This window comes from Arthrobacter sp. I3 (assembly GCF_000520575.1).
Taxonomy (GTDB): Bacteria; Actinomycetota; Actinomycetes; order Actinomycetales; family Micrococcaceae; genus Arthrobacter; species Arthrobacter humicola_A.
The window spans coordinates 3,066-26,829 of record NZ_KI914937.1; the positions used below are offsets into that span (position 1 = coordinate 3,066).

General features: G+C 68.1%; 14 protein-coding genes and 1 pseudogene. 6 read left to right on the plus strand and 9 right to left on the minus strand.

The features are described from left to right. Both Y706_RS0114675 and Y706_RS0114680 read right to left on the minus strand, forming a co-directional pair. On the minus strand, nt 1-2,990 hold a 2,990-nt coding region (locus tag Y706_RS0114675; RefSeq protein WP_084476158.1), incomplete at its 3' end, for a UPF0182 family protein. 214 nt (nt 2,991-3,204) lie between these two features. Beyond that, nucleotides 3,205-4,353 (minus strand): YlbL family protein, encoded by a 1,149-nt coding sequence (locus tag Y706_RS0114680; RefSeq protein ID WP_028277178.1) that lies wholly within the window; start codon nt 4,351-4,353, stop codon nt 3,205-3,207. 257 nt (nt 4,354-4,610) lie between these two features. On the opposite strand from Y706_RS0114680, the gene Y706_RS0114685 reads away from it, so the two are divergent. Beyond that, nucleotides 4,611-6,119 carry a zinc-dependent metalloprotease gene (locus Y706_RS0114685; protein WP_028277179.1) on the plus strand — a complete coding sequence of 503 codons (1,509 nt, stop codon included), beginning with the start codon at nt 4,611-4,613 and terminating at the stop codon, nt 6,117-6,119. 7 nt (nt 6,120-6,126) lie between these two features. Here the strand turns inward: Y706_RS0114685 and Y706_RS0114690 are convergent, their stop codons facing one another. From Y706_RS0114690 to nudC, 3 genes are all read right to left on the minus strand, one after another. After that, nucleotides 6,127-6,756: a M48 metallopeptidase family protein gene (locus tag Y706_RS0114690; protein WP_028277180.1), complete on the minus strand. Its 630-nt coding sequence runs from the start codon at nt 6,754-6,756 to the stop codon at nt 6,127-6,129. Between the two features lie 50 nt (nt 6,757-6,806). After that, on the minus strand, nt 6,807-8,909 hold the full coding sequence (locus tag Y706_RS0114695) for an ATP-dependent DNA helicase UvrD2 (protein ID WP_028277181.1): 2,103 nt from the start codon (nt 8,907-8,909) through the stop codon (nt 6,807-6,809). 180 nt (nt 8,910-9,089) lie between these two features. Beyond that, nucleotides 9,090-10,181, minus strand: coding sequence for an NAD(+) diphosphatase (gene nudC, locus Y706_RS0114700; RefSeq protein WP_043436223.1), 1,092 nt, complete (start codon nt 10,179-10,181; stop codon nt 9,090-9,092). 187 nt (nt 10,182-10,368) lie between these two features. On the opposite strand from nudC, the pseudogene Y706_RS25640 reads away from it, so the two are divergent. Then, nucleotides 10,369-11,316 (plus strand): annotated as a pseudogene (locus Y706_RS25640) (macrolide 2'-phosphotransferase); the annotation flags it as partial. 779 nt (nt 11,317-12,095) lie between these two features. On the opposite strand, the gene Y706_RS0114710 reads toward Y706_RS25640, so the two are convergent. The 3 genes from Y706_RS0114710 to Y706_RS0114720 all read right to left on the minus strand — a co-directional run bounded on the left by Y706_RS0114710 (nt 12,096) and on the right by Y706_RS0114720 (nt 19,461). Continuing rightward, nucleotides 12,096-15,668 (minus strand): ATP-dependent helicase, encoded by a 3,573-nt coding sequence (locus tag Y706_RS0114710; RefSeq protein WP_028277183.1) that lies wholly within the window; start codon nt 15,666-15,668, stop codon nt 12,096-12,098. After that, nucleotides 15,665-18,961, minus strand: coding sequence for an ATP-dependent helicase (locus Y706_RS0114715; protein WP_028277184.1), 3,297 nt, complete (start codon nt 18,959-18,961; stop codon nt 15,665-15,667). Before Y706_RS0114715 ends, Y706_RS0114710 begins: the two co-directional genes overlap by 4 nt. Before the next feature lie 83 nt (nt 18,962-19,044). After that, nucleotides 19,045-19,461, minus strand: a complete 417-nt coding sequence (locus Y706_RS0114720) for an MGMT family protein (RefSeq protein ID WP_028277185.1) — start codon at nt 19,459-19,461, stop codon at nt 19,045-19,047. A gap of 97 nt (nt 19,462-19,558) precedes the next feature. Between Y706_RS0114720 and Y706_RS0114725 the strand changes: the two genes are divergently transcribed. The 4 genes from Y706_RS0114725 to Y706_RS0114740 all read left to right on the plus strand — a co-directional run bounded on the left by Y706_RS0114725 (nt 19,559) and on the right by Y706_RS0114740 (nt 23,116). Next, a complete protein-coding gene (locus Y706_RS0114725; protein WP_028277186.1) occupies nt 19,559-20,269 on the plus strand; it encodes a 3'-5' exonuclease in 711 nt (236 codons plus the stop codon). 409 nt (nt 20,270-20,678) lie between these two features. Next, the gene (locus tag Y706_RS0114730) at nt 20,679-21,614 is read left to right on the plus strand and encodes an ABC transporter substrate-binding protein (RefSeq protein WP_028277187.1); all 936 of its coding nucleotides are present in this window, start codon (nt 20,679-20,681) and stop codon (nt 21,612-21,614) included. 3 nt (nt 21,615-21,617) lie between these two features. After that, a complete protein-coding gene (locus Y706_RS0114735) occupies nt 21,618-22,382 on the plus strand; it encodes an amino acid ABC transporter permease (protein ID WP_028277188.1) in 765 nt (254 codons plus the stop codon). Beyond that, the gene (locus tag Y706_RS0114740) at nt 22,379-23,116 is read left to right on the plus strand and encodes an amino acid ABC transporter ATP-binding protein (RefSeq protein WP_028277189.1); all 738 of its coding nucleotides are present in this window, start codon (nt 22,379-22,381) and stop codon (nt 23,114-23,116) included. The genes Y706_RS0114735 and Y706_RS0114740 overlap by 4 nt, the downstream gene beginning before the upstream one ends. A gap of 79 nt (nt 23,117-23,195) precedes the next feature. On the opposite strand, the gene Y706_RS25645 is transcribed toward Y706_RS0114740, so the two are convergent. Further along, the coding region (locus Y706_RS25645; protein WP_043436224.1) for an aminotransferase class III-fold pyridoxal phosphate-dependent enzyme at nt 23,196-23,764 on the minus strand (569 nt) is incomplete at its 5' end.

The window sequence follows — 23,764 nt, forward strand, 5'->3', positions numbered from 1 at the left end:
CCCGCCGTCGCCGACGGAGAGGGCGACGGTGTGGCGGTGCCCGCCGGCGCCGCAGGGGTTTCCAGCTTCGCTTCGGCCTCGAGCGCCTTCTGCAAGGCAGCGTTCAGCTTCTTTTGCTGCTCTCCATAGGTCGCGAAGTCGCCCTTCGCGAGGGCGTCCTGGCCGGCCTTGATCGCGGCATTGGCCTCGTCCAGCGCGGCCTTCAGGTCTGCCTTCGCATCGGTAGTCCCGGGCGGCGGAGTGGCCCCACCTGGCGTGGTGGGCGTGGCCGGTGTTTGTCCCTTGTTCGCCGAGTCACCTGCTGCGGCACCGGAATTTCCGCCGAAGAGCTGGTTCAAGGCCTCGTCCAGCGTGGGCGCGAACCCGATCTTGTCGCCGAACGCCACCAGAACCCGCTGCAGCGTCGGGTAGGAGGTCTCCCCCGTGGAGCGAAGATAGACGGGCTGGACGTACGCCATGCCGCCACCGACCGGCAGGGTCAGGAGGTTGCCGTTGAGCACCGCCGACGCACCCTGGCGCAACAGGTTAAGGGCCTGCGAAACGGTGGGGTCGGAGTTGAACTTGTTCTGCGCCTGGCCAGGTCCGGGGACCTGGGTCTCCGGCGGGATCTGCAAGAGCCTCAGCTGGCCGTAGCTGTCCGCTTTGACGCCCTTCTGGTTGCCTGCGTCGGAGTCCGCGGCCAGGAAGCCGTAGAGCACGTTGCGGGCGTTGCCGTTGACCACCTGCGGGATGAACGACGAGGTCAGCTGGAACGCCGGCTTGTCCTGGTCGGGCATCTTCAGCGACATGTAGTAAGGCGGCTGTTTGACTTCGTCCTTGACGGTGGGGTCGTTGGGAACCGACCAGGCGTCAATGTTGGTGTAGAAGCTGTCCGGGTTGGTCACGTGGTAGCGGCCCAGAAGCTCGCGCTGGACCTTGAACAGGTCCTCCGGGTAGCGCACGTGGCTCATGAGCGCACCGGACATCTCCGAATACGGCTTCACCGACGTCGGGAAGATCTTCTGCCAGGCCTTCAGGACCGGATCCTGGTCGTCCCAGGCGTAGAGCGTCACGGAACCGTCATAGGCGTCCACGGTGGCCTTGACCGAGTTGCGGATGTAGTTCACCGAGCTGTTGGGCAGGGCTACTGTCCGGTTCGCGGCGGTCTGTGAGTCGGCCGTGGCGGCCGAGAGCTGCTCCTGCTGGGAGTACGGGAAGTACGGGCTGGTGGTGTACCCGTCCACGATCCACTTAACCCTGCCGTCGACGACGGCAGGGTACGGATTGCCGTCAACAGTCAGGTAGGGCGCCACCTTTTCGACGCGGTCCCGCGGGTTGCGGTCGTAGAGGATCTGGGACTCGGCGTTCACGCCGTCGGAAAGCAGCAGGTCCGAGGACTGGAACTTGATCGCGTAAAGGATCTTGTTGAAGAAGCTGCCCACATTCGGGCCGCCGTTCCCGGTGAAGGTGTACTGCGTCTCGCCGTCGCCTTCCTTGGCCGCGGGCCGGTCCTGCTCACGGTGCGGTGCACCATCCGGGGCGCCCACGATCGAGTAGTCGGGCGAGTCCTGGCCGAAGTAGACGCGGGGCTGATAGGTCGAATCGTTGCCGAGCGCGCCGGTGGACGGGATGCCCGCCTGCAGGAAGTCCGGCTTGCCGTCCACGGTGAACTTGTTGCCCTTGGCGGCGACGACGCCGTAGCCGTGGGTGTAGACCACGTGCCGGTTCAGCCAGGACTGCTGGTTCGTGGCGAGCCCGTCCGGGTTGAGTTCGCGGACGGCGATGACCGTGTCCTGGATCTTGCCGTCGATCTCGTAGCGGTCCACGTTCAGGGCGCTGGGGAACTGGTAGTAGGGCCGGTACTGTTCGAGCTGCGAGAACGCATCCGAGATCAGGTTCGGATCCAGCAGCCGGATGTTGGCGGTGGTCTGCGCATCGGGGGCCAGCGCGCCGGTGGTGGCGTTGGTGGTGGCGTTGTACCGCTTTTCCTGGACCTTATCCAGGCCGTAGGCCGCACGGGTCATCGCGATGTTCCGCTTGATGTATTCGTTCTCCAGCGTCTGCTCCGAGGGCCGGACCTGGAACTGCTGGATGACCCATGGGTAGACGCCGCCGGCCAGGATGGCCGTGATGATGAGCATGGCGGTGCCGATCACCGGCAGCCGCCATTTGCCGATGACCGCGGCGACGATGAATAGCACGGCGACGATGGCAGCGGCCACGGCCAGGATGGCCTTGGTCGGAATGACGGCGTTCACGTCCGTGTACAGCGCACCGGCCCAGCGCCCGCCGTTGTTCTGCACCGTGGAGTAGCGGTCCAGCCAAAAGTTGAGGCCCATCAGCACCAGGAAGGCGGCGCCCGTGACAGCCAGGTGGATCTGCGCGGCGCGGCTGGTGAAGATCCCGCGTTCCATGATCCGGATGCTGCCGTAGAGGTAGTGGGTGAGGATGCCGGCAAGGCCAGCGATCACCGTGACGCTGATGAGGAACCCGGTGACGAAGCCGAGGAAGGGAAGAGTCATGAGGTAGAAGCTGATGTCGAGCCCGAACTGCGGATCGTTCTGGCCGAATGGCTCCTGGTTCAGGAACAGGAGGACTTTCTGCCACTGGCTGGCCGCGGCGCTGCCGGCGAACAGGCCAAAGAGGATGGGAAGCCCCACCATCACGACGCGGCGGATCGGTTCGAGCTGCGCCTGGTAGCGGTTGAGGTTGTCCCGGATTTCCGAATCGGGGGCATACACCGGCCGCGCATGGTAGGCAATCCTGATGGCGAAGAAGACGGCCAGGAACATGACAGAGAAACCTGTCAGGAAGATCACGATCCTGGCCAGGTTCTCGGTCAGGAACACTTCGAAGTAGCCGAGCTGCTGGTACCAGAGGACATCCGTCCAGACATTGGCGAAGAAGATGAATCCGACCACGATCAGGGCCACGATGATCAGCGTCGGCGTCAGGGCGCCGCGTCGTGTCTGGGGTCTTCCGGGCGGGACAGTGCTGGCGGGACGGGACAAACTCGGTACCTCATAGCTGGTCGTCTACTGCTGGTTTTTAGTTATCAGTCGCTGCTGTGGCTCAGTCTGGCGACCAAGTGCCGGTGTTGCAGGTTGATGCATTCTAACGGCCGTCACCGCCGTTCCGTCAGGGCCCTGCAGCAGGGTCCCGGCGGGACGGCGCGGCCGTCAATTAGTGCCACGATTGGGGCCGGCGCTTAGTTCCGCGGCCAGTCTAGTTGTTGGTGCAGACCGGCAGGCCCGATGTGTCGCCGCCTGACGCCGCCAGTTCAACTGCCTTGCGGGCCTCGGTGAGGTTCTCGACCCGGACCACCTGCAGGCCGTCGGGGATGTGGCCCAGGACGTCTTCGCAGTTGGCCGCCGGGGCCAGGAACAGCGTGGCCCCGCCGGACCGCGCCCCCTGCATCTTCTGGGCGATCCCGCCGATGGGTCCTACGGCACCGTCCGGGGTGATGGTTCCGGTTCCGGCGATGTGCCTGCCGCCGGTCAGGTCCCCGGGAGTGACGGTGTCAATGATGCCAAGCGCGAACATCATGCCCGCACTGGGGCCACCGACCTTGTCGAGCGAGATGGTGACATCAAACGGGAAGGTGAACTTGTACTGCAGCAAGACACCGAGGATGTAGCGGCCCGCACTGTTTTTGGCCGGCGTGATGGTGACTGGCACCCGGGCGCCGGCGCGTTCCACTATGACCTTGGCGGGCTTGCCGTTGCCGGCGGCCAGTTCCGCCTGGACCACGCCGAGCGCAGTGATGGGCTTGTCATTGATGGAGACAAGTTCGTCCCCTGCCTGCAGCAGTCCCTTCGAGGCGGAGTCGTCCGGGAGCCCGGCCACCTGCATTTTCTGCCCGAACGGAATCTTCAGTTCCTTCAGTGCCGAGGCGATGGCGTTCTCCTGGGAGGTGGTCATCGCGGTGGCGCTCTCCTGCTGGGACTGTTCCTTGGTGACGCCGGTGGGGAACAGCAGTTCCTGGGGGTAGACGGCCTTGGTCCCGTTCAGCCATGCCGAGAACGCCTCGAAGACGCTGACCGGACCGTTGGGACCGCCGTCGACATAGACAGTGGTCAGGTCCAGGCTGCCCTTGGCGGGAAACGCCTCATGGCCGCTGACGCTGATCACCGGTTTGCCGTTGTCCTGGCCGATGGTGTTGAAGGTGGGGCCGGGAGACTCGATCACGTAGGGCACGGGCAGGCTCACCGCGGTGATGCCCAGTGCGGCGGCAAGCAGCCCCGAGACAAGCATGGCTGAAGACCGGTTGTTGCGCGGGCGCCGCACGCCGGCGCCAGCCAGTCGCGCCCTCCTGCCCCGGGCAGGGCCGGCCGCTGGGTCGCTGGCGGGCTGCTCACCGTGGGTGATTGTCATTGAACGACCTCTCCGTGCCGGCACGAGGGGCTGCGGCCCTGCCAGGACAAGCCCGAGAGGACACCGCGACCACGCACCAGGGCCGCAGCCTAACCCGAGGCTGCCGCGTGCAAATATTCCAACTTCCAAGCCTACGCGCTTGGGACCCCGTACGGCTCTTTGCCTACAGCGAACGTGGCGCGGTTTCGGCAGACAGCCACTCTTGCACAGGGGTACCGTGAAGTTGAGAAGCAGCCACACCGACGATCGGCGGGATCATGACCTCCAACCCACTCAATCCGTCCAATGGCGACGAGGAACCCAAGGATCCCTTGGCCGAAATGCTCAAAAACCTGATGGGCGGGCAGGGCATGGGCAATATCGACCCCGCCGAGCTCGCCAAGGCGGCAGGCCTCCCGGACGATCCAAACCTCCTGGCCCATATGTTCTCCCAGGTGCAGGCGATGATGAGCGCCCCCTCGGAGGGGCCCGTCAATTGGCAGCTGGCACATGACAACGCCCGGCGCGTCGCCGCCAGCGGATCCGACCCCTCGGTCACGGCGCATCAGTCGCGGGAGGTCGACGAGGCCCTTCGGCTGGCCGAACTGTGGCTCGACCAGGTCACCGGGCTTCCGGCCACGGGACTGATCGGCCGGGCGTGGTCCCGCGCCGAATGGGTCGAGGAAACCCTTGGGACGTGGAAGCGGCTGACCGAGCCCGTGGCCAACAGCATTGCCAATGCGCTCTCGGCCGCCATGACCGAGCAGATGCCCGAGGAAATGAAGTCCATGATGGGCGGCGCCTCCTCGATGATCCAGAACATGGGCGGGGCGATCTTCGGCATGCAGCTCGGCCAGGCGATCGGCGCGCTGTCGGCCGAAGTGGTCAGCTCGACGGACATTGGCGTGCCCCTCGCAGACCTTGAAATGGCGCTCCTGCCGGCCAACGTGGAGAAATTCGGTGAGGGCCTCAGCCTGCCGGAGAACGACATCCGCCTGTTCCTGGCCGTGCGCGAGGCGGCACACGCCCGCCTCTTCGTCCAGGTCCCCTGGCTGCGCGGGCACCTGCTCGGCGCGATCGAGGCCTACGCCCGCGGCATCCACATCGACACGTCCAAGATCGAAGAACTGGCACGCGAGATCGATCCCAGCAACCCCGAGGGCATCCAGGAGGCGCTCTCGCAGGGTGTCTTCATGCCGCAGCGGACTCCCGCCCAGGAGCAGGCCCTCGAAAAGCTGGAGACCGCGCTGGCCCTGGTGGAGGGCTGGGTGGACGAACTCACCTGGGGTGCGACCGAGAAGATGTTGCCGTCCGCCGCCGCACTGCGCGAAACCGTCCGGCGGCGCCGGGCCACCGGGGGCCCCGCGGAGCACGCGTTCTCCTCCCTCGTGGGACTCGAACTGCGGCCGCGCCGGCTCCGCGAGGCTGCCACGCTGTGGGCCTTGCTCAAGGAAGAGCGTGGGGTCGACGGCCGCGACGCCGTTTGGCAGCATCCCGATCTGCTTCCCACGGCAGAGGACCTGGAAGATCCGCAAGGCTTCAGCGAACGCCGCAAACTCGCCGAAGCCAGCGACAGCGAAGTGGATGACGCCCTGCAGAAACTGCTTAGCGGAGGGTTCGACGAGCCGACCGGCGCCGACGCCACGGACACCGAGGGCACCGCGGATTCAGAGGGCCCGGCGGATTCAGAGGGCACCGCGGATTCAGAGGGCACGGACGAACCGGCGGCCAAGGACGACGACCGTCAGGACGGCGGCCCGGACGACGGCGGCACGCCCAAGGCCTAGCCGAACGCTAGTGGGCCCCGGCCGGGATTTCGGTTCCGTCCGGGGCTTCGTCGTCTCCGCCGTCGGGCGCCAGGCCGCGTGAGGTCGCGAACGAGACCCCTTCCAGGAAGGCCTTGGCGCGCTCAGTCTCCGGGTACGCCGTCAGCAACCGCCAGAAGGCGGCATCGTGGCCGGCCACCAGGAGGTGGGCCAGTTCGTGAAGCAGCACGTAGTCGATCACCCACTGCGGCATGGGCTGCAGCTTCGCCGAGAGCCGGATAGAGCCTTCGGACGGCGTCGCGGAACCCCAGCGCGAATTCTGGTTGGTGACCCAGCGGACCGAGGAGGGCACCGCCCTGCCGCCCAGGTACTTCGCCGACAGATCCGCGGCGTGGGCGGCAAGGTCGGCATCGCTGCGGGGGCGGCGCCGGCCGGAACCCCGCGCCGCCCGGTCCCCCTGGCGCCGGAGTTTTTCCAGCATGCGATGGACCCACTCCCGTTCCTGCGCCCTGCTGAAGGACGCGGGGATGGCGACGACGGCGGTGCCGTCCTCCCAGAACGCGGCGACCGTGCGGCGTCGGCGCGCAGAGCGGCGGACCACGACCGGGGCGCCGTCGGCGGTGGTCAGCGGAATGGCAGCCGGAACTGAACCGGACATCACTGAACCCCCAGGCTTCACTGAACTCCCAGGCCTCACGGAACCGGGCATCACTGAACCGTGCTTTCGGCCAGGACTGTCAGAACGGCCTCGCCGTACTTCTCCAGTTTGGATGGACCCACGCCGGCGAGTTTGGCCAACTGCTCCAGCGACTCGGGGCGCGCCTCGGCGATGGCGGTCAGGGTGGCATCGGTGAACACGACGAATGCCGGGACGTCCGCCTCAAGGGCCACGTCCTTCCGCCACTGCCTGAGCGCGTCGAACGTCTGTTCCTCGTAACTGGGCGGGCACTGGTTGCAGCGGCCCACCTTGCGCTCCGCGCCGCTGGAGAGCATGCTGCCGCAGACCCGGCACGACGCCGGAACGGCCGCCTTCCGGCGCGGCGCCGGGCCCTTGCCCCGCAGGTGGGAGCTGGCCACCGAATCGGGGCGCAGTCCGTCCAGGAAGCGCGAGGGCTTGCGGTTGGCGCGTCCGCCGGGTGTCCGGGCAGTGGACCAGGACAGGGACAGGTGTTCGCGGGCGCGGGTGATCCCGACGTACAGGAGCCGGCGTTCCTCGTCCACCGCTTCCGGAGTGTCCGCGAACGAGATCGGCACGAGGCCCTCACTCAGCCCGACCAGGAAGACGGCGTCCCATTCCAGGCCCTTGGCGGCGTGCAGCGATGCCAGGGTAACGCCCTGCACGGTCGGTGCGTGCTGGGCCAGGGACCGTTCCTGGAGCTCGTTAACAAAGTCCGGGAGCGAGAACTGCGGGCCCCTGCTGATCACGAGTTCGTCGGCCAGCGCCACGAGGGCGGCCAGCGATTCCCAGCGCTCCCGGAGAGCGCCGCCGCTGTGCGGCGCCGCGTCCGTGTAGCCCAGGGAGGCGACGATGTCCCGGACAAGCTGCCCGAGCGGCTCGGGCGTGGCGGTTTCAGCCACCGCCCGGGTCGCGGCCCGGAGCTGCAGGATGGCGTCCCGGACCTCCTTCCGCGCGAAGAACCGCTCACCGCCGCGCAGCTGGTAGCCGATCCCCGCCGAGGCCAGCGCCTGTTCGTAGGCTTCGGACTGCCCGTTGGTGCGGAAGAGCACGGCGACCTGGCTCGCCGGAGTTCCGGCGTCGAGGAGTTCGCGGATCCGCGCGGCGACCGTGGCGGCCTCCGCCTCGTCATCCGAGCATTCGGTGAACCGCGGCACCGGGCCTGCCGGCCGCTGCGCCACGAGCTGCAAAGGCGTGGCCCAGGCGGCGTCCGCCACCGGGCCGCCGCTGCGCCGGCCGGCGAGGAGGTCGTTGGCGAGCCTGACTACCTGGGGCGTGGACCGGTAGTCCCGGATCAGCTTAACGACGTGGGCCTCGGGATACATCGCTTTGAACCCGAGCAGGTGCTTCGGGGAGGCGCCGGTGAAGGAGTAGATGGTCTGGCTGGCGTCGCCCACGACGCAGAGCTCGTCGCGTCCGCCGAGCCACAGCTCCAGGAGCCGCTGCTGCAGCGGCGAGACGTCCTGGTACTCGTCGACGACGAAGTGCCGGTACTGTTCCCGGACGGTCGCTGCCACCTTTGGGTCCTCCTGCAGGATGCCCACGGTGATCAGCAGCACGTCCTCGAAGTCGATGACGTTGCGGTCGGTCTTGACGTCCTCATAGGACTGGAAGACCCGTGCCACGGCCGTCAGGTCGAAGCCGCCCGGATAGCCACGGCCCTGGGCGTTCTCCAGATAGTTCGCCGGGGTCAGCATGGATACCTTGGCCCACTCGATTTCGGAGGCGAGGTCCCGGATGGAGGCGCGGTCCGTGCTGAGCCGGAGCCGCCGCGCGGCCTCGGCAATCATTTGCGCCTTGTGGTCCAGCAGGTTGGGCAAAGTGCCGCCGACCGCCTGCGGCCAGAAGAACTGCAACTGGCGCAGCGCCGCGGCGTGGAAGGTACGGGCCTGAACGTTGCCGACGCCGAGGTCACGGAGCCGGCTGCGCATCTCGGCGGCAGCCCGGGCCGTGAAGGTGACAGCGAGGAGCCGTTGCGGGCTGTACACCCCTGAGTGCACGCCGTAGGCGATCCGGTGCGTGATGGCGCGGGTCTTGCCGGTCCCGGCACCGGCCAGGACACACATGGGCCCCTGGAGGGTGCTGGCGACCTCGCGCTGCTCGGCGTCGAGGCCGCCGAGGATCCGTTCCTCCAGCGAACGGCCGTCAGGTTCGGGGGCATCGCCAGGCGGGGCATCGCCCGACGTCGTGCCGCCCGACGGTTCCCCGCCGGGGATGGTGCTGAAGTTCAATTTCTCTGTGGTCACTTTTGCTGCTCAGTCGGTAGTCGGTGTCCTGCGGATAGGGCAGGCGGTGTCAGCCTGTATACGGCAGTGTCAGGCGCTGTCCGCGGCGTCCTGAATGACGCCGCCGTACCAGTGTTCAATAAGGGACCGGGCGATGGATAGCCTGCTGGAAATGACAATCTCGCCGCTGAGGACGGCGTCCTGCAGTTCGCTCCGGCTGAACCACCGTGCCCTGGTGACCTCGACGCCGTCGGGCCGGGCTTCGGTGTCCGGCGTGGTGGCCGTGAAGCCGAGCATCAGGGAGGCGGGAAACGGCCAGGACTGCGATCCAAGGTACTGGGACGCGGTGACGCGGACCCCGACTTCCTCGCCGATTTCGCGCTGCACGGCCTGTTCGAGCGACTCCCCCGGTTCGACGAAGCCGGCGAGGGTCGAATAGTTCCGGGCGCCGAGCGGTCCGCCTCCGCCCAACAGCAGCCTCCCGTCGGGGCCCACCACGGTGACGATGATGGCCGGATCCGTCCGGGGGAAGTGCTCGGAGTTATCGGTCGGGCAGCGCCGGACCCAGCCACCGGCTTCCGGCTGCGTGGGAGTGCCGCAGCGCGGGCAGTGCGTGTGGGTGGAGTGCCAGTTGGCGATGGCGCTGGCTTCGATGAACAGCGCCGTGTCCGTGGCGTTCAGGCGTGCCGCGACTTCGCGGAAACCCACCCACTGCGCATCGCTGGGAACGCCGGCCACGTGAGCCTCGAATTCCTCGGCCTGCACTTCGAACTGAAGCGGGAGGACAAAGAGGACCAGCTCGGTGCCGGCGTCGAGGTCCGAACCGGCCAGGGCGGAACCGAGGTAAATCACGTGTTCGGGAGCGTACGGGGTGTTAGCCAGGTGCCCGGAGAGCTCGGCCGCGTTGAGGAGTACGAGGCTGTTGCCGCTGACGAGGGCCTGCCGGCCGGAGAGCACCACGGCCTGCGCCGCGCCTGAACCGACCAGCTCCGCGAGCATTCCGGGTTTCACCCGCGCCGCGGATCCGCGGTCGATCAGGGCCGGGCGCACGGGAAGGACCGTCTCCATGAGGTGGTTTGCCGGCAGGAGATGCACCGGCGGCGCCGCACCGTCGAATGCCGGGGATTCGGAGGGTGTTTGCTGTGATGCCGATGAAGATGCCGCTGACTCCGCAAGACTCATACACCCACCGTACTGACTCGGGCAGACAATTGACATTTGCCTACCGGGCCGCCGGGCGCTCCACAACGCGTGCGGGACAGGCCGCTTGCACGGGATTCAGCGCCGATTTCCCTCCGATTTGTCCCCGATCTCAAGACTCGCCGGAGTGCATCGCCGACTTGGGCGCCGCTCAATCTACCGTGGAAGGGTGAGAAGGAAACCAATCGAACTGGCAGCTGTAGCAACGGCGGCGGTACCCGGCCTGACCCCGACCGCCGTCAGCTCTGCGCCCGACGATCCGGCGGACTTCGACGCGGCCCTCCTGCTGGACTCTGAGGGCAAGCGTTGGCGGGTCCGCTCCCCCCGGCATGCCGAAGCGAGCGCCCGGCTGGAAACCGAATTCCTGGTGCTGCGGGCCTTCGCTCCCGGCATCCGGGCCGAGCTCCCGTTCCTCATGCCCACAGTGGCGGGAACGGTCCGGCAGGGCCAGCTCAGCACGTTTGTCTATTCGCACCTGGCCGGCGCCACCCGCTCCCTGGACGAGCTCAGCAACGGCTCTCCCGCGCTGGCCCGCGAAATCGGGGCGGCCCTGGCCGCGATCCATGACCTCCCGCGGTCAATCGTGAGCAACGCCGATCTGCCCAGCTACACGCCCAACGAATTCCGCCAGCGGCGCCTCAATGAACTGGACCAGGCGGCCACGACCGGAAAAATCCCGCCGCTGCTGCTGCGGCGCTGGGAACACGCCATGGAAGACGTCTCGCTCTGGCGCTTCAATCCGTGCGTCGTTCACGGCGACCTCCACGAGGACAACCTGCTGGTCGAGGGTGAGCGTGTGACCGCAGTGACGGGCTGGACCGACCTGCGCATCGGTGACCCGGCGGACGACATGGCCTGGCTGGTCGCCTCCAACGAACAGGACTTTGTGAACGCGGTCCTGGATCACTACACCTCCAGCCGTCGCGACGTGCCCGATGCGCACCTGTTGCGGCGGGCCGCGCTCTCTGCCGAATTCGCCCTGGCGCAGTATTTGGTCAAGGGCATGGCCGCCGGCAACCAGGAAATGATCGACGAGGCGGAATCCATGCTCGCCACACTGGCCGAGGACGTGGCCGAACACGGCGGCCAGCCGATCAGCGTGGAACCGCTGCCGCAGCCGGTCGCGGCACCCGAACCCGGCACAGAACAAGCCATTGCCGACGCCGGTGCTCATGTCGATGCGCCGACAGTCCCGGCCGCGCCGGCCCCTGCGGCCAACGGGACGGCGCCCGCCGTCAGCAAGGTCACGCTGCTGCCTATGGAGCCGGTCCCGGGCAGCGCTTCGGCTGATGATGCCACTGCCGGCATCAGTGCCAGGCCCGCTGTGCACGTCACGCCTATCCCCCGCGAAACGGGGGCTGACGAACCGGCGGCCGTCCCCCAGCCCGTCGCAGAAACAGCCACGGCCACAGCCGCAGACGCTGAGGCAGGCGACCAGGCAAGCGCCGAGCCGGGCGACGGTAAGGCCGCAGGTGCGCCCGCCGACATCACCGCAATCCCCGGTGCCGCCAAGTCCTCCACGTCCTCCGAGTCCTCCAGCGCTGATGCCGCGCTGGACGGCGCCCCGCAGGCGGCAGCCCCCGACCCGGACGCCGGGAAGGTCAGTGAGGCCGGTGACAGCGACGCCGGGGCCGCGGTTCCGGCCGGTACCGACACGTCGACGCAATCGATCGCCGTCGTCCAGCCCGGCTCTGTCGTACAGCCCGAGACCGCTGTGCAGCGCGACTCCCCTGTACAGCCCGAGACCGCTGCGGAGCCCGGGTCCGGTGACAACACGTCAACCGCTGCGATCACGGTGGTCGACTCCGCGTCCCGCTAGCGCCGGCTGCCGGGCGGTTCAGGTGTACTGCCCCGCCCGGCTCGTTCGGCGGGTTTTCTCCGGCCAGCTGACATCCGCTAGGCGCCGCTGTGCGCCGCTGTCCTCCCCAGCGCCGCCGCCACGATTTCCTCAAGCTTTTCCGCTGATCCGAGGTCATGGGGACGGACCACCTGGTTGTCTGCCACGTAGTAGAAAGCGGCCCGGACGTCCTCCAACGGGACCCCCTTGAGCCGGGCCCAGGCCAGCCGGTAGACGGCGAGCTGGACTGCCTTGACCTTCAATTGGGCGGCCGAGGGGCGGCGGCCGGTCTTCCAGTCCACAAGATCCCAGCGGCCATCGGCGTCGCGGAACACGGCGTCGATCCTGCCCCGGACCACGACGTCGCCGATCCGTGTCTCGACCGGAACCTCGACGTGGGCGGGCGCGCGGTGGGCCCACTCGGACTGACGGAAAGTTTCCACCATGGAATCCAGGCCGTAGGCCTCGTCGATGTGGTCGTCAGCGCCGGCGGCCTCACCCAGGTCCAGCATCCCGGCGGCGCCGAAGTATTCCTCCACCCAGGCGTGGAAGGCCGTGCCCTTGCGGGCCGACATCCCCGGTTCGCGCGGGACCGGCCTGCGGAGGCGGGCCACAACGGAGACTGGGTCATCTTCCAGGTCCACGAGAGTCGACGCCGAGATGTGCCCGGGCAGATGCACATCCTGGACCACCGAACGCCGGGAGCGGCGCTCCAGCAAAGTGGCCGCCTCCTGCGCCCACCCGGCGGCAGGACCGCGCAGGACGGGACGTTTTCCGGCGTCCGCGCCATCCGGGCCGGCGTCCATTGCCCGCAGGACGCGGGCCGCTGCGGATTCCATGGCCGCCCGCCGGCCCGGGACAAGCCGCAGCCGTTTTCCCGTCCGGGGGTCATGCGGGCCCTCCAGCGGATCATAGGGCCACGCGGCGACTTCGAGTTCAGAGGTCAGGGGGCTTTCGGCCGGCAGCGCGTCCTCGGTGACGGACAGCGGATGGATTTCGGCCGCACCGTCGGCGGTGAGGCCCTCGAGCCCGGCAAGGAAGGGAGACATCTCCGCCAAACCGGCCCGGGACCCCACCCACGCAGCACTCGATAGCGAGAGCACGTGTTTGGCACGGGTGTACGCCACGTAGGCCAGGCGCCGTTCCTCGGCCTCGCCGTGCGCCTGGACGGCAGACTTGAACTCCTTCTCGGCGTCAAGCCAGCCTTTTTGGTCCGGCTGGTCCAGGTCCCATTGGGGCAAATCGGTGCGATCGCCGCGCAACGGCCACGGCAGTGCCGCACTGCCGCTGCTCCACCGCGAGTCACGGCTGCTGGGGAACGCCCCGGAATTGAGCCCGGGAACGAACACGACATCCCATTCCAGCCCCTTGGAGGCATGCACGGTCAGCAGCTGGACGGCTTCGTGGTTCACCTCCGGCGCTGCGGCATCCAGACCGTTTTCCTCGGCCGCCGCGGCTTCCAGCCATGCAAGAAACGCGAGGACGTCGACCCGCTGGGAGGTGTGCAGGAACCCGGCCGCAGCGTCCTGGAAGGCGTCCAGGTTGCGGCGGGCCTGATGGATGCTGATCCCCGGCCGCGCCGCAACTTCGATGTCCAGGAGCATCGCCCGTTCGACCTCGCCGAGCAAAGTGGTGAGGTCGTCCCCCATGTAGCTGCGCAACTGCCGGAGCTCGTCCGAGAGCCGCTGCAGACGGTCGCGGGCCTCCGGGCTCAGTCTGCGTCCGTGCGCCGAGGTCCAGCCGTCGCGGGGCAGCCAGTCCAGGGCCTCGACCAGGCTGGCGGCGTCCGTGATGTCGCCTTCGATCACTGCGTCGTCAGTATCGTCTACGGCACCCCCGGCGTCCCCAGCACCCTGTCCGGCGTCGCCGGCGTCCAGGCCGCCGGGGTGGCCCCGACGGCGGGCCAGGAAACTTGACCAGTCCCGCAGGGCCATCAGGTCCGCCGGGCCGATCCGCCACCGCGCGCCGGCCAGCAGGCGCATGAGGGAGTCCGAGCGGCCCGGGTCGGCCAGGACCCGGAGCGTAGCGACAAGATCGATGATTTCCGGCGTATCCAACAGCCCGCCGAGCCCAACGATTTCATAGGGAATGCCCCGGACTTCGAACTCGCGGCGAATGCATTCCATCTGTGCCCGGCGCCGGCACAGGACAGCCATGGCCGGCGGAACCGGGTCGGCGGAGTGCGCGGCATCGAAGTCCGTTACGCGAAATTTCAGCACGTCGCCGGCGATCGCCGCAGCCTCGGCTTCGTCCGTGGCGAACCGTCCCATCACCACCCTGCCGTCCACCGCGGCCGGGCTGGGCTGCAGTGGCGGGACCTCGACGGCGTCGGCGCTTTCCCGGGCCCCGGCGGCCCCGAGGTTCGCCGCCGCCTTGCTCAGCGGCGCCGAAATGAGGTTGGCCGTGGCCAGGATGTTGCGTCCGTTGCGCCACGCTGTAGTCAAGTAGGAGGTGGGCGCCACGGCAAAGCGCCGGGCCTGCCCGCTGCCCCGGTTCCCCTCGCCGCCGTGGGGGGTGTCCGCGCCTTCGCCGCTGACGAGGATCGGGAATTCGCGGACGAAATGGAAGAGTTGCCCGGCGGACGCTCCCCGGAATCCGTAGATGGACTGGTTCGGGTCCCCCACCGCGGTGACCGCATGGCCGTCGCCGAAGAGCCGGGAGAACAGCACCAACTGGGCGTGCGAGGTGTCCTGGAACTCATCGAGCAGAACCACCTTGTAACGCTGGCTCTCCGTTTGGGCGGCGACCGGAATCTCACTGGCCACCCGGGCCGCCAGGGCCACCAGGTCACCGAAGTCCAGGGCGCCGCGGGTGCGCTTCGCCTCGGAATAGCGGCCCACCATGTCCGCGACGCTGGCCCGCGTGCGAAGCATCGCGCTGAGCTCGCCAGCAGCCTGGGTGGGGTTCTTCTTGGCTTCTGCGACATACGGGAGCGACTCGAACTCGGCGACCCGTTCCGACAGCCAGACACGGACCTGGGCCGGGTCCTGCAAATGCTCGGAGCACTCTCCCGCCAGCTGGATCACGGCCTTGACGAGCGTCGATTTGGCGGACCGGAAGTGTTCGTAGTCCCCGTCAAAGGCTTCCACCACCTCGCTGGCGAGCTGGAACGACTGGGCGCCGCCGAGCAGCACGACGTCGCGTTCGACGCCGAGGCGGAGACCGTAGTCGGACACAATGCCGCTCGCATACGAGTGGTACGTGGAGACCTTGGGTTCGAGCGCATCCGCGCTCAGCAGCCCGGCAGGGAAGAGCGTGTTCCCGGTGTCGGCCGCCGCGATGCGCGCCAGTGCGGCCAGCTTGGCCCGGATCCGCGAGGCGAGTTCACCGGCGGCCTTGCGGGTGAAGGTGACGCCGAGGACTTCCTCCGGCCGGACCCAGCCGTTGGCGACGAGCCACACCACCCGGTCCGCCATGGTGGCGGTCTTCCCCGACCCCGCCCCGGCGATCACGAGCCGCGGCGTGAGGGGCGAGGAAATGATCAGGGACTGTTCGGCCGTGGGGCTGTTCCCCTCCCCCAGCAGTGCCGCCAGCTCTTCCGGGCTGAACCGTGGCTCGGGAAGGGGCACGGGAAGGGGAGCCGGTGCCGGATGCGGGTCGGTCGGGCCGCTTGCCGGCGCCTCGGGGCTCATTCAGTAACCTGCTTTCCCCGCACGCACAGCGGGCACACTTCAGGGAGCCGGCAGCCATGGCCGCCGTGGCCTCCCTTGGACGGATCGTGGCGGGCCTGGAAAACGCTGCCGGACATTACGCGGGCGGCGTCGCCGACCATCTCCAGTGCCCAGTTGTCCTGCGGATCCAGCGGTGCCTGGGCCTGGATGCCGGGGCTCTTGGTGGTGGTGCCCAGCTGGGCCAGGACGGCGCCGCCCGGCAGCGGCGGCGGACCGTCGTCGGGACCCGCGAAGCCGCCGGCCAGCACGGCGGCCTGGTAGGCACCGAGCTGCGGGTGCCGGTCCAGATCCGCTTTGCCGGGCTGGCGTTTGCCGGTCTTGAGGTCGATGATCACCAGCCGGCCCTCGGCGTCAATCTCGAGCCGGTCGACCTGGCCCCTGAGCACGGCGGGCCGCGCCGGACCGGTGCTTCCGCCCTCGCCCGGATCGGATCCAGCCTGTGTGGAAGCGGCTTCCGCTGGAACGTCCGGCAGCTTCACCTCAAAGTCCTGTTCGACGCCGATCAGGCTCCGGCCCTCGCTGCGCATCACGAGGACATACTGGGCGAGCTTGCGGACCATGGACTCGGCTCGCTGGAAGTCCAGCTTGCCTTCCCAGTTGTCCTTCATCCCCAGCGTGGGCCAGCGCCGGACGAGTTCGGCGACATATTCGCTTCCCGAGGCGTCCGGAAGGTCCTGCGCAATAGTGTGGACCAGCGTTCCGAGGCTGCGGGCAAAATCGGTTGCGGCTTCACCGCCGGCGGCTTGGACAAACCAGTCCAGCGGAGATTTCTGCACGGTTTCGACCTTCGAGGGCGACACGAACACGGTACCGCCCGGCGGAACCACCGCCTCCTCCGAGGACAACTCCGCCAGCCCCCACCAGCTCGCGGGGTGCGCGCCCGGAACCGGCGGCTGGGCCGTGGCCAGGCCCCCCAGCACGGCAGCGGCTTCCGCCGATTCGGCCGCCCTCGGGTCGAGCTGGGCGTACTGCCGCAGTTCCGCGACCAGCGCCCGGAGGGTCAGCGGACGCTCGACTGGAGTAAAGCCCCGGCGGTCCTGCCCGGGCCGCAACGGCGCCACATAGTCCAGGAACGAGGACGGCTGCTCGTCCTCCGAGGACACCGCCGTGCAGATCAGCACCTCCCGGGCGCGGGACACTGCCGTGGAAAAGCTCCGGAGCTCGTCATAGCGTATTTCGCGCAGCCGGCTCTGCGGATCCAGTCGCAGGGCATACTCCACGCCGTGCTCGACGGCGTCGGCGAACAACGTGCTGCCGAGCAGCTCGCCGCGCAACCGGGTGTTGGGCCACACGCCTTCCTGAAGTCCGGGCACAATTACCACCGGCCATTCGCGGCCGGCCGCGCTGGCAGGGGTCATGAGCTCCACCGCGTCTTCCAGCTGCGCCCGGGCGGCCAGGGTATCCATGGGAAGTTCCTGGCTGAGCAGGTATTCAAGGAACTGCTCCGGGCCGGAACCGGGCAGCTGGTCCACAAAGCGTTCCGCGGTATGGAACAGCGCCATCATGGCATCAAGGTCACGGTCGGCCCGGGCACCGGCTGATCCTCCGGCGAGCGCGGCGTCGGTCCAGCGCGAGGCCAGACCGGTGGAATGCCAGAGCGCCCAGAGTACCGTCTCGGCGTTGCCTCCGGGGGCACCGGCGGCGTCCCGGCCCGCTGCGATCATCCGGGCAATCCGGCGGGCCGAGTGACCCTCGATGCCCAGCGTTGCGAGCGCTCCCGGCTCCAGCAGGGCTTCGACCAGGAGCGCGTCGCTGGTGCGTCCGCCGCCGCCCAGGAGTTCCTCCCGGCGCAGCGACTGCCGCAGCCTCCGCAGTTCAATCGCGGTGGCGCCGCCTATCCGGGACGTCAGCAAGGACACCGCTGACTCGGGTGTGAGCACGGCAGGGTCCAGGGCCACCGCATAGGCATCGAGCAGCGGACGGACCGCGACCTCGTCCCGGACGGCGGATTCGGCGACGGGGATCCGGACCGGGATCCCCTGGCCGGCCAGGTACCGCTGCAACTGGCTGAGCTGGCCGCCGTTGCGCACGATCACGGCGATGTCCCCGAGTTCCCGGGCGTCGTTCAACTGGGCTTCGAGGATCCGCTGGGCCACATACCGCAGCTCGTGGACCGGGGACGGCAGCAGGTGGGCCTCGACCGTCCCCTCGCGGGCGCCGGCGGCTCTGTCCGGTGTCGGGACTGGCTGCCCGTCCGGCGCAGGCACCGGTCCGGGCTGTTCGAGCCGGCGGGCGGACTGCCCTCCGGACCTGCGGGAGATGCGCCCGGCCACTGACAGCCATGCCTCCGCCACGGCCGGGTCCTGCCGATGCGCCGTCCACAGGGGTCGTTCCAGGATCGTCCCGTCAGGGGCCAGGAGGCCGGGAAGCTCCGCCACGAGATCGGGGCGTGCCCCGCGGAAGCCCTGAACCACGGTGTCCGGCGAGGCGGTGATGATGGCATCCTTGCCGGCGGCGATGTCGGCGAGCAATTCGAAGACCGCCGGGTTCGCCTCCTGGATGTCATCCACGAGAATCAGCTGCAGGCGGTCGCGTTCGGCGGTGAGGAAATCGGGTGAGTCCTGGAAGATCTGGCGCGCGGCAGTGATGATGCCTGCGGGGTCGAAGGCCTCGGGCATGCGCAGGTCCAGGACATCGCGGTACTCGGAGTACAGGGCGGCCGCCGGAATCCAGTCCGGCCGGTTGCACTGCCTGGCCAAGGCTACAAGGTCCTCGGCGGTCCGCCCGGATTCGATGATCCGGTCAAAGAGCTGGCGCACTTCCTGCCGGAAACCGCGGGTCTGCAGGGCGGCGCCCAGGTCCTCGGGCCAGGGCAGCTCGAGGCCGGGCAGCGCATGGCCCTCCAGTAGTTCCTTGATGATCAGGTCCTGTTCCGGGCCGGAGAGCAGCTTCGGTTGGCGCGGAAGCGGCAGGAGGCCTTCGGCCTTGGCACGGCGGATCAGATCGAAGGCATATGACGCCCAGGTCCGTGCCGGCGTCGTGCTCAGGCTCCGGTCCAGGCGGGCCGTGAACCGGTCGCGGAGCGTATCCGCGGCGAGCCGCCCGGGAGCCAGGATGAGCATCCGCTCCGGATCCAGGCCATCGCGCAGGGTGCGGCGGACGGCAGCCTCGACAAGGACCGTCGACTTGCCGGTGCCGGGCGCTCCGGGCACCAGGACGGGCCCGGAGCCGGGCGGGACCTCGACGGCGGCGAGCTGGTCCAGCGACAGCACCGGCACCGCGCTGTGCTGGGTCCGGGGCGGCAACAGGCGCAGCCCCGCACCCGTTGCGCGCCCCGCCCCGGGAAGGGGACGGGACCCGGACCGCTGCAGGCTTGGTTCGAGGTGGCTGGGGGTACTCACACAGTCATTTCATCATCGGGTACCGACAATTTATGCGACTCCCGCTCGAGCCGCTCCGCGATGGCATCGATCCGGTCGAAATCGGCGTCGGTGGGCGCCCACCGGCCGGAGGCCAGGTCAACACGCCAGCGCCCCTCGCCGGTCCGGCGGAAGTCCTCGTAGCGGCCCAGCAGCGGGGTCCCCTCCTGCAGATAAAGGCCCAATGCCTCGTGCTCCAGGCCGGGCGGGGCGTCCCCGCTGGATTTCAGGACGCGCCACCAGGGCACGCTGCTGCCGTAGTGGCTCATGACCGATCCGACCTGGCGCGGGCCGCCGGCGCCGAGGAGTTCCGCAACGTCGCCATAGGCGACCGCCGTGCCGGCCGGGATCAACGCCACGAGCTCCAGCACCGCCTCCACATACTCCGTCCGCATCGGTCCAGCCTAGCCGTTCCGGACTCCGGAACCGTGCCCGGGCGGCACGCGGGCACGGCGGTCAGGAACTGTCAGTGGCAGCAGTTACGGTTGAAGCATGAGCACTTGGAACACCCTCCCCCGCGCAGCCTTCGACCTCGAAACCACCGGGCGGAACTCCCGCGCGGCGCGGATTGTCACAGCATCCATCACCGTGGTGGACTCCGACGGCGGGATTGTCCAGGAACACGAGTGGCTCGCGGACCCCGGGGTTGAGATTCCCACCGAGGCCAGCGACATCCACGGCGTCACCACCGAGAAGGCCCGCAGCGAAGGCCGCCCCGCCGCGGAAGTGACGCGGGAGGTCGCAGCCGTGCTTCAGGAGCTCTTCGACACGGGTGTTCCGGTCATCGCCTTCAACGCCAGCTACGACTTCACGGTGCTCGCCGCCGAGTCGGCCCGCTACGGCGTCCCGCAATTGAGCCGCTTCCCCGTGCTGGATCCGTACGTCATGAACAAACAGGTGGACCGGTACCGCAAGGGCAAGCGCACGCTCACCGCCTTGTGCGAGGAGTACGGCGTCAACCTGGACAACGCGCACACCTCGGCTGCCGATGCCCTGGCAACCCTTCGGATGCTCGATGCCATGGCCGGAAAATTCCCCAAGCTCAGGATGCCGGCGGGCAACCTGCACCAGCTCCAGGTCGAATGGGCCTCTGCCCAGGCCGCGGACTTCCAAAGCTACCTGCGCAAGACGAAGCCGGCCGCCGTGATCGAAGGCGACTGGCCCGTCCTGCCTCCCGAGGATGCCAGCCGGGGCGACTTCTAGGATTTCGGAACGCCGGGATTCCGGACGCCTGGGCGCCGGCGCGGGAACACTTCTTAAAACGAAACGTTCGCCGGCGGAACGGCTTAACTAGTCCGCCGCTGCGCGCAAATCCAGTGATTGCGACGGAGGTCACACCGCCCGGGGCTTCCACTTGCCGCCCGCTCCGGCGCCGATGATTCCGCGCTACCCCGCCAGCACTATCAGGATCGCCGCCGATCACACGTGAACCTGAAGATAGTTCGCAGAACGCACACACCAGCTCTGATCTGTTCGGATTGAATGGGCGTCCACGTCGGATGACACAATTATCTTTCGCGGCGTGTCTGCTCCACCCGGCGCCCAAGCCAGCGGCCGGGGGCCCGATGAGCCTCCCGCGACCCACTGAATTTCAGACGAAAGTGATTGCGTGATGAAAAGCAAAGCCTTGAAGTGGCTGACCACCGTTCCCGTGGCCATCGCCGTGGCGGTTTCCCTTGCAGCCTGCGGCGGCGGTTCGGCCCAGTCAACGGCGTCACCGACGGATGCCCTCCAGGGCAGCGACCAGAAGTCCTTGGACAAGTACACCACCAAGGACGTCACTCCCCTGGACAAGATTGATAAGTCGAAGCTCGGCCTGATCAGCGAGGGAACCCTGACTGTGGGCACCCTTTCGGACGCCCCGCCGAACATCTACATCGATAAGTCGGGCAAGTTCACCGGCTACGACAACGAGCTCCTGCGCGCCATTGCGGACAAGCTGGGCCTCAAGGTGGAGTTCAAGGCGACCGGCTTCGCCTCGCTGCTCGCCCAGGTCCAGAACAAGCAGTTCGACCTCGGGTCCTCCTCGATCTCCACCACCGACGCGCGTCGTAAGACCGTCGGCTTCACGAACGGTTACGACTTCGGCTACATGGCCGTGGTCGCCAAAAAGGACTCCAACATCAAGGGGTTCAAGGACCTGACCAAGGACACCCGCATCGCCGTGGTCCAGGGCACGGTGCAGGATGACTACGTCACCAACACCCTCCAGATCGAACCTGTCCGCTTCGAGGACTACAACACCGCCTACGCCAACTTGAAGAACGGTCAGGTTGACGCCTGGGTCGCTCCGTCCCAGCAGGCCACCGGCCAGGTCAAGGAAGGCGACGGCACGGTCATCGCGGAGTCGGTTGTGAACACCCAGAACTTCACCGCGTACGCCGTGAACAAGGAAAACCAGCCGCTCATTGACGCGCTGAACTCCGGCCTCGACGCCGTGATTGCTGACGGCACCTGGTCCAAGTTGACCAAGGAATGGTACCCGGACCGCGAGACCCCGGCCACGTGGTCCCCGGGCTCCAAGGCCGTCACCGTTCCGAAGTCCTAGTCCATGGATGCACTCGATCAACTCGTAAAGACCTTCTTTGACTGGGAGGCGATGGCAGCCGTCCTGCCGAACATGATTATGTTCGGCCTGCCCAACACCCTGATCCTGGCGGTTTCCTCGGGCGTGCTCGGGTGCATCCTGGGCATGGTCCTGGCCGTCATGGGCACGTCCCGCCTGACGCCGCTGCGGTGGCTCTCCCGGATCTACACGGACATCTTCCGCGGCGTTCCGGCTATTGTCATCATCCTCCTCATCGGCCTCGGGCTCGGACCCATAGTCCGGGTAGCGACCGGATCCACGAACCCGTTCCCGCTGGCCATCTTCGCCCTGACGCTCATGGCGGCGGCCTACATCGGCGAGATCTTCCGCTCGGGCATCCAGAGCGTGGAAAAGGGCCAGCTGGAGGCGTCCCGGGCCCTGGGCTTCAGCTATGGCTCGTCTATGCGCCTCGTGGTGATTCCACAGGGCGTCCGGCGCGTGCTCCCGGCCCTGGTCAACCAGTTCATCGCGCTGATCAAGGACTCGTCCCTGATCTATCTGCTGGGCCTGATCGCCAGCCAGCGCGAGATCTTCCGGATCGGTAACGACGCCGCCGCCAACACGGGAAACCTCTCGCCACTGGTTGCCGCCGCGTTCATGTACCTCATCCTGACCGTTCCGCTCACCCACTTGGTCAACTACATCGACAAGCGCCTGCGCACCGGCCGTCCGGAGAAGCGTCAGCCTGACGACGCCGCGGCCCTGATCGGGAAGGGAGCACAGCCATGAGCGAATTCGCCTCCGGCTCGCTGACCGGCAAGAACCTGCACCTGTCCTTCGGCACGAACCATGTCCTCCGCGGCATCGACCTTCATGTCGAGAAGGGCACCACCGCCTCGGTGATCGGGCCCTCCGGCTCAGGAAAATCGACGCTGCTGCGTGTCATGAACCGCCTGATCGAACCGGACCAGGGCGACATCCTGCTCGATGGCCGCTCGGTCCTGAAGGACAACCCGGACGAGCTGCGCCAGCGGATCGGCATGGTGTTCCAGCAGTTCAACCTGTTCCCGCACAAGACCGTGGTGGACAACGTCTCGCTGGCGCTGCGGAAGCTGCGCAAGCTGCCGGCCGAGCAGGCCCGGGCCGAGGCACTCGAGCAGCTCGACCTGGTGGGGCTCAAGCACAAGGCCGACGCGCGTCCTGCCAACCTCTCCGGCGGCCAGCAGCAGCGTGTCGCCATTGCCCGCGCCCTGGCCATGAAGCCGGAGGTGATGTTCTTTGATGAGGCCACCTCCGCCCTCGACCCCGAGCTCGTCAAGGGTGTGCTGGCGCTGATGGCCGACCTCGCCAAGGGCGGCATGACCATGGTGGTGGTGACCCATGAGATGGGCTTCTCCCGCAATGTCTCGGACACCGTGACGTTCATGGACGCCGGCGTCGTCGTCGAGTCCGGTCCCCCGGAACAGATCTTTACCAGCCCGCGGACCGAGCGGCTGCAGGGGTTCCTCGCGGACGTTCTGTAGTTCGCGCCAGAGTCCCGGCAGCTTAAATGACTGATGGCACCCGCAGCGGCGGGTGCCATCCGTCATTTAAGGGCTGAGGCTAAGGCTTGGCGCCGGCGGCCGCCTTCGCCGCGGCCGGCAGGGCGTCGAAGATCCGGTTCATCGCGGTGTCGTCGTGCGCGGCGGAGAGGAACCAGGCTTCGAAGACCGACGGCGGCAGGTAGACGCCGGAGTCCAGCATGGAGTGGAAGAACGGGGCGTAGCGGAACACTTCCTGGCCCTGGGCGTCCTCGTAGTTGTGGACCCCCCGGGCGCCCGTGCCGAAGGCCACGGAGAACAGGTTGCCTGCGCGCTGGATGGAGTGGTCCACGCCGGCCGCATCGAGTGCGGAGGACAGCGCCGCGGAGAGTTCCAGCGAGCGGGCATCCACGAACGAATAGACATCGGGGGTGGCGTACGTGAGGGTCGCGACCCCGGCGGCCATGGCCACCGGGTTACCGCTCAGCGTCCCGGCCTGGTAGACGGGGCCCAGGGGCGCCAGGTAGTCCATGACCTCCGCGCGTCCGGCGAGGGCCGCCGTCGGCATTCCGCCGCCAATGACCTTCCCAAATGTCAGCAGGTCCGGGGTCCACGGCTGGGCGGCACCGGCGGCGCCGCCGGTGAGGCCCC